Source organism: Kitasatospora sp. NPDC101155 (assembly GCF_044768305.1).
In the GTDB taxonomy this organism is placed as follows: Bacteria; Actinomycetota; Actinomycetes; order Streptomycetales; family Streptomycetaceae; genus Kitasatospora.
Window position 1 is genome coordinate 38,383 of sequence record NZ_JBIWPN010000053.1, and the last position, 6,240, is coordinate 44,622.

The 6,240-nt window shown below is 73.1% G+C and carries 5 protein-coding genes; 3 read left to right on the plus strand and 2 right to left on the minus strand.

What is annotated here, in order from left to right:
* Positions 1–90 precede the first annotated feature (90 nt).
* Together ACIRYZ_RS39685 and ACIRYZ_RS39690 are read right to left on the minus strand one after the other, a co-directional pair.
* A complete protein-coding gene (locus ACIRYZ_RS39685) occupies positions 91–1,344 on the minus strand; it encodes a hypothetical protein (RefSeq protein WP_402953515.1) in 1,254 nt (417 codons plus the stop codon).
* Positions 1,345–1,471: 127 nt separating this feature from the next.
* Entirely contained in the window at positions 1,472–2,581 is a 1,110-nt protein-coding gene (locus tag ACIRYZ_RS39690; protein ID WP_402953511.1) for an ABC transporter substrate-binding protein, read from the minus strand.
* Positions 2,582–2,943: 362 nt separating this feature from the next.
* Between ACIRYZ_RS39690 and trpS the strand changes: the two genes are divergently transcribed.
* The 3 genes from trpS (at position 2,944) to ACIRYZ_RS39705 (ending at position 5,895) form a co-directional block, all read left to right on the plus strand.
* Positions 2,944–3,990, plus strand: coding sequence for a tryptophan--tRNA ligase (gene trpS, locus ACIRYZ_RS39695; RefSeq protein WP_402953512.1), 1,047 nt, complete (start codon positions 2,944–2,946; stop codon positions 3,988–3,990).
* Positions 3,991–4,199: 209 nt separating this feature from the next.
* Positions 4,200–5,150: an LD-carboxypeptidase gene (locus ACIRYZ_RS39700; RefSeq protein ID WP_402953513.1), complete on the plus strand. Its 951-nt coding sequence runs from the start codon at positions 4,200–4,202 to the stop codon at positions 5,148–5,150.
* Positions 5,151–5,220: 70 nt separating this feature from the next.
* Positions 5,221–5,895, plus strand: coding sequence for a nucleoside/nucleotide kinase family protein (locus ACIRYZ_RS39705; protein WP_402953514.1), 675 nt, complete (start codon positions 5,221–5,223; stop codon positions 5,893–5,895).
* Positions 5,896–6,240 lie beyond the last annotated feature (345 nt).

A 6,240-nucleotide genomic window follows, 5' to 3' on the forward strand; every position in this document is an offset into this window, starting at 1 on the left:
GGTCGACGGACTCCCTCCGGTACCCGTCGACCTCGGCTACGTCCCGAACGCCCCGGTCGCCCGTTGGCCCGACCGGGCTGACCGGCGCCGCTACCCGCGCCCGGCGCGCCGACCCCTCCCGGCGGCCGGGCCGGACTCCCAGCCGTGCAGGTCCAGCTCCCGGTCGTGCAGGGCCCAGGGGTTCATCATCACCGTCAGCTGGGCATCGGCCAGTTGTTCGACGGTGAGCCCGGTCTCGGAGAGCAGCTGCTCGGTCGACACCGAGACGGCGATGGCGGGGCGCCAGGAGGGCAGCACGATCAGGCTGGTGCCGCGTCCGACCCGGATCGGCTCCGCCGCCGCCCGGACCGGCGTCCGTTCCTCCGAGCGGCCGACGGCGTCGGGCTGGCCCGGGCTGCCGCCGATCAGGATGCCGAGCGGGGGTTCGGTCCGGGAGGCCCCGGCCCCCGCTCCGGTACCGGTCCGGGCTCCGGACGAATCCCCGAAGGAAGTCCCGAAGGAAGCGTCGGACGAAGCCCCGGACGGAGCTCTGAACGCGCCCTCCACCGCAGCCGCCGGGGGCGCGTGATCGGCAACCGCCCCCGTTGCACCGGTGGGTTCACCTACCCACCCCGAACCGCGCGGCTCAGTGCCCGCCGGGTCGGTCACGGCCGTCTCCCGTGCGGCCGCCTCCTGCCCGGTCCGGTCGGCCTGCGGGTGCATCCGGCGCAGTCGGCGCGAGGGCGACGGCCGGCGGGAGCCGAAGCTCCGTACCTCCTCGCGGGCCGAACGCGGGGCGGGCGCGGGCCGGTTGGCCTCCGCAGGCGTCGCCGGCTGCTGGAGCCGTACGAACCCCGGCCCGGTGTCGCCCGCGGGGGCGTCCTGCCCGGTGGGGTCGTCCCCGGCCTCCTCGCCGAGCAGTGCCCGCACCTCATCGACGGGCCGCCGGCAGGCGGCCGCCAGCTCGGCCAGCGAGCGCCCCTCGGCGCGCGCGGCCCGCAGCCGGTCGGCGAAGGCGGCCCGCAGCCGCGCCGTCGTCGGATCGCCTTCCGCCGCGGCTGGGGCGGCGGTCGCGGCGAGGTACGCCTCGGTGTCCTCCGCGGTGCGCGGCCGCGGAACCGAGTCGTGGCGGGCGGTGCAGCCCTGCCGGGTCGCGCCGGCCGGGGCCGCGCCGCCCTCGGCCGCCGTGGCGATCGAGCAGATCAGGGTGGAATACGCGTCCGGCACGGACGCTGCGGCCGGGGCGGCCGGGGCCGTCGTGACGGCCGTGCCGGTCGGTACGGCGGCCGGCGGTGAGGAGCCGGCGCCGTCCGCGGGCGGGCCGGGCAGGGCGGGGTCGGTGGCGGCGGGATGGTGCGAGGTCATCGGCGGGCCCTTCGGGGGACGGTCTCGACGATCCTCCCGCACCGCGCGACCAGCTCCAAGCGTCAATCCCGGGCGTGTGCGCGCGACCACCGAGAGATCATCGCCGCCCCCTACCGGGCGTATCGGCTCAACTGCCGGGCGCGACGAAGCCCTTGAGGTCGGCGAGTACCGCGTTCGCCGCCGTGACGCCGAGCCCGAGGAACCAGGTCTCGTCCGAAACCGGCCGGGCCTGACCGGACTTGACCGCGCCGAGGGTCTTCCAGAGCGCGCCGCCGAGCACCGCGTCCTGGCTGGTCGAGCCGGGGCTGCCGTACACGCCGTAGACGATCCAGTCGGCGTCGGCCTTGTCGATCTGCTCCGGGCTGACCTCCACCGCGAGTTCCTTGACCTGCTCGATCTTCGGCTGCGGCAGCGGAACGTCGGTCAGGATGGTGCCGATGAAGGACAGCTCGGCGTAGAGCCTGGTGCGGCCCGGCATGAAGCGCAGCGGAGTGATGGTGGGCCGCTTGTCGCCGAGCTCGGTGCCGATCGCGGCGGCGGCCGCCCGGTACGCGTCGAGCTGCGCCTTGGCCTCGGCCTCCAGGCCGAACGGGCTGGCGTTGAGCAGGAAGTTCTGCTTCCAGGGGTAGCCGGGGCGCAGCGAGAAGACGGTCGGCGCGATCTTGGACAGCTGCGCGTACTGGTCCTGGGCACGTAGCTGGCTGCCGAGGATCAGGTCGGGCTTGAGCGCGGCGATCGCCTCCAGGTTGAGGCTGTTGATGGTGCCGACGGCGGCGGGGTTGCCGGCCTTGTCCTTGAGGTAGGGCGGCAGGGACTTGGAGGCGTCGGTGTGGACGACGCCGACCGGTTGGATGCCGAGCGAGACGACGTTGTCCAGCTCGCCGGTGTCCAGCACCACGACCCGGGTGGGCTTGGCCGGGATGACGGTCTCGCCCATCGCGTGCTTGACGGTTCGCGGGTAGACGCCGGGGGCGGTGTCGGTGCCGAAGCCCGTCATCTTCTCGATCACGGTGGCGTAGTCGTCGCCGCCCTGCTTGACCGACTTCTGGTCCGGCGACGAGCCGCCGCCCGGGCGCGTGCCGCGGCCGCCGGTCCCGCCGGATTCGCCGGAGCTGCCGCAGGCGGTGAGCAGCCCGCCGAGGCCGAGCGCGACGGCGCCGGTGACCCCGGCGGTGAGGAAGCGGCGGCGGGTGGGGGTGCGGGGGACGAGGGTCGGGCCGTCGGAGTCGGGGGCCACGCGACGCTCCTTCACGGGTCGGGACAGGTCGGTCATAGTTAGGTGAGGCAAACCTATCCTGCCGCTCGTCGTGACCCTGGTAGGCGGAGCTTGTCGGGGGGTCAAAAGTCATCGTGCCGGCAGAGGCCGGTGCCGTCGGGGCGGGGGCTGATACCGGCAAAAGCCGGTGCCGCCGAGGAAGTGCCGCTATCGTTGGACGCATGAAGCGCTTCACAGGCCTGTGCTGGTGGCCGTCCTAGGACGGCCACCTCATTCGCCTGACCAGGGCCGTCCGGGATGGACGGCCCTGCTGCGTTTCCCCTGCGGGACGGGCCCCTCGCCCCGGACGGCCGACACCATCGCCGTACCGAGGGAGAACCCCGATGACCACCGCCACCGCCGTGTCCGACCTGACCGCCTCGGACCCGATCGCCGACCCGGCCGCCCACCGCGTCCTCACCGGTGACCGCCCCACCGGCCCGCTCCACCTCGGCCACTACTTCGGCACCCTGCAGAACCGCGTCCGCCTCCAGGACCGGGGCGTCGAGATGTTCGTGCTGGTCGCCGACTACCAGGTCATCACCGACCGAGACCTCGCCGACCGGCTCGCCGAGCACACCGAGAACCTCGTCCTCGACTACCTCGCGGCCGGCCTCGACCCCGACCGCGCCACGATCTTCGCGCACAGCGCCGTCCCCGCCCTCAACCAGCTGCTGCTGCCCTTCCTCAGCCTGGTCAGCGTCGCCGAACTGAGCCGCAACCCCACCGTCAAGGACGAGATCGCCCACTCAAGCCAGGCAGCCGTCAACGGACTGATGTTCACCTACCCCGTCCACCAGGCCGCCGACATCCTGTTCTGCAAAGCCGACCTCGTCCCGGTCGGCCAGGACCAGCTGCCCCACCTCGAAGTCGCCCGCACCATCGCCCGCCGCTTCAACGAGCGCTACCCGCACGCCGACGGCAGCGCCGTCTTCCCCCGGCCCAAGGCGCTGCTCTCCGACGCCCCGATGCTGCTCGGCACCGACGGCGGAAAGATGAGCAAGAGCCGCGGCAACGCTGTGTCCCTCGGCGCCACCGAGGACGAGACCGCCCGGATCATCCGCGGCGCCAAGACCGACGCCGAACGCCGCATCAGCTACGACCCGGCGAACCGCCCCGAGGTGTCCAGCCTGGTCCTGCTCGCCGCACTCTGCCAGGAACGAACCCCCGAGGCGATCGCCGAGGAGATCGGCGACGGCGGAGCCGCCGCGCTCAAGCGCACCGTCACCGAGTCGGTCAACGAGTACTTCCGCCCGCTGCGTGCCCGCCGCGCCGAACTCGCCACCGACCGCGGCCGCCTGCGGCAGGTCCTGCGCGACGGCGCGGCGCGGGCCAACGCCATCGCCGACGCCACCCTCGCCGAGGTGCGGGAGGTGATGGGGGCGATCTGAAGGGTCCTCAGCCGACCGGTCCGGGGCTGCCCGACCCGGGGCTGCCCGACCCGAGGGTCCCCGACCCGGGTGGTCCCCGACCTGCGGAGTCCTCGGGCCGTCGACCGGTGGACATCGGCCGGTCGAGGCGGGGGCATATCGTCACCGGGCGGCCTCGACCTCACCCGAGGCCGCCCGCAGCCCCACTCCTTCCCCGAAAGGCCCGGCCCATGGACCAGAACCCGACCCCCCCCGGTCAGGGACTGACCCGCCCGCCGCACCTGCGCCCCGGCGACCACATCGCCGTCGTCGCCCCCAGCGGCCCGATCGACCCCGCGCGACTCACCGCCGGCTGCGAGATCCTCCGCTCCTGGGGCCTGCGCGTCACTGTCGCCCCGCACGTCCTCGACACCCACCCGACCCTCGGCTACCTCGCCGGTACGGACGCCGACCGCGCCGCCGACCTCCAGGACGCCTGGCTCGACCCCACCGTCGACGCCGTCATCTGCGCCCGTGGCGGCTACGGTGTTCACCGCATCGTCGACCTGATCGACTGGACCGCGATGCGCGCGGCGCGACCCAAGCCCTTCATCGGCTTCAGCGACGTCAGCTCCCTGCACGAGGCCTTCGCCCAGCGCCTCGGCCTCGTCACCCTGTACGGGCCGTTGGCCGCCGGCGCCTCCTTCGTGGACGACGGCCCCACCGCCGAACACCTGCGCCGGACCCTCTTCGACCCCGCCTCCACCACCGTCCTCACCTCGTCCACCGCCACCGCGCTCGTTCCCGGCCGAGCCCGCGGCGTCACCGCCGGAGGATGCGTCCACGTCCTCGCCGCCGAGCGCGGCACGCCCGCCGCCCGCCCCTCCTATGCGGGCAGCATCCTGATCCTCGAAGACGTGAACGAGCACCAGTACCAGCTCGACCGCCTGCTCACCCAGTTCCTCCGCTCCGGCGCCCTCGACGGCGTGGCCGGCATAGCCCTCGGCTCCTGGGAGGGCTGCGGACGCCCCGAACGCGTCCGGGACGTGATGCTCGACCGCCTTGGCGGCCTCGGTGTGCCGGTGGTCTGGGAACTGGGCTTCGGCCACTGCCCGTCCACCCTCACCGTCCCGCTCGGCGTCCCCGCACTGCTGGATGCCGACGCCGGCACCCTCACGCTGGATCTGCCGGCCCTGTCCTGAACTGTCCTTCCCACAAGCCGCCCTCTCCTCAGCCGTCCATCGGGCCCGGACGGGTGAGTAGGGTGCGGCCATGAACGAGGACCGCCTCACCGCCCTTGCCCTCGGATTCCTCCGCGGCCCGGGCAGCAACGCCCGCACGATCCTCGGACTTGCCGGCCCGCCCGGCGCCGGCAAGTCCACCTTGGCGCGCCACCTGGTCGCCGAGGTCGAACGCGTAGAAGGCCCCGGCACCGCGGCGTACGTCCCGCTCGACGGCTTCCACCTCTCCGCCGCCCAGCTCGACCGCCTCGGCCTGACCCACCGCAAGGGCGCCCCGGCCACCTTCGACGCCCACGGTTACCTCGCCCTGTTGCACCGCATCGCCGCCGACCGCTTCCAGGACATCTACGTCCCCGACTTCGACCGCACCCTGGACGAGCCGGTCGCCGCCCGCCACCTCGTGCGTCCGCACACCCGCCTGGTCATCACCGAGGGCAACTACCTCGCGTCCGCCGACACCCCCTGGCCGGACGCCCGCCGACTGCTGCGGGAGCTCTGGTACGTCCACACCGACGATGCCGTCCGCGAGGAGCGACTGCTGCGCCGCCACCGCGACGGCGGCCGGGACGAGGCCACCGCCCGCCAGTGGGTCGCGGGCAACGACCATCCCAATGGCGAGTACGTGAAGCCGGGCCGTGTGCTCTGCACCCGGACCGTCCCCGGGACCGGTTTGCCTGAGGCGCCAGGGAGGGGTAGTGTTCTCTAGTCGCTCGGCAGGGAGCACCGGACACGCATCGGCGCGGACGGTCCCGGGGCGGCCAATCCTCTGAAACACCTTTCCGGTTCGTGCCGGTCGTTTTCGCGTTCTCGTGGTGCGGCTCGGTGCTCATTCGGCGTGCGCGTTTTATTGGATTGCGGTCGATTCGCTTTTCGGAGCGGGGATCGGCTAGAGTTTGAAACGTCGGACGGGGCGTCAAGCCCCGGAAGACACCGGCGAGTTGGATGAAGGAAGCCCTGGAAACGGAGCGGAAAACATCTGATAAGCTGGAAACACGAAAGAACGAAGCGCCCGGAGGGCCCGCTGGAAGGCGGTCCGAAGGAAGCGTCCGTT

What these genes read in the sequence shown, in the direction of transcription:
- ACIRYZ_RS39685 (WP_402953515.1), bottom strand. Translation starts at nt 1,344, where the DNA reads ATGACCTCGCACCATCCCGCCGCCACCGACCCCGCCCTGCCCGGCCCG.
- trpS (WP_402953512.1), top strand. Translation starts at nt 2,944, where the DNA reads ATGACCACCGCCACCGCCGTGTCCGACCTGACCGCCTCGGACCCGATC.
- ACIRYZ_RS39700 (WP_402953513.1), top strand. Translation starts at nt 4,200, where the DNA reads ATGGACCAGAACCCGACCCCCCCCGGTCAGGGACTGACCCGCCCGCCG.
- ACIRYZ_RS39705 (WP_402953514.1), top strand. Translation starts at nt 5,221, where the DNA reads ATGAACGAGGACCGCCTCACCGCCCTTGCCCTCGGATTCCTCCGCGGC.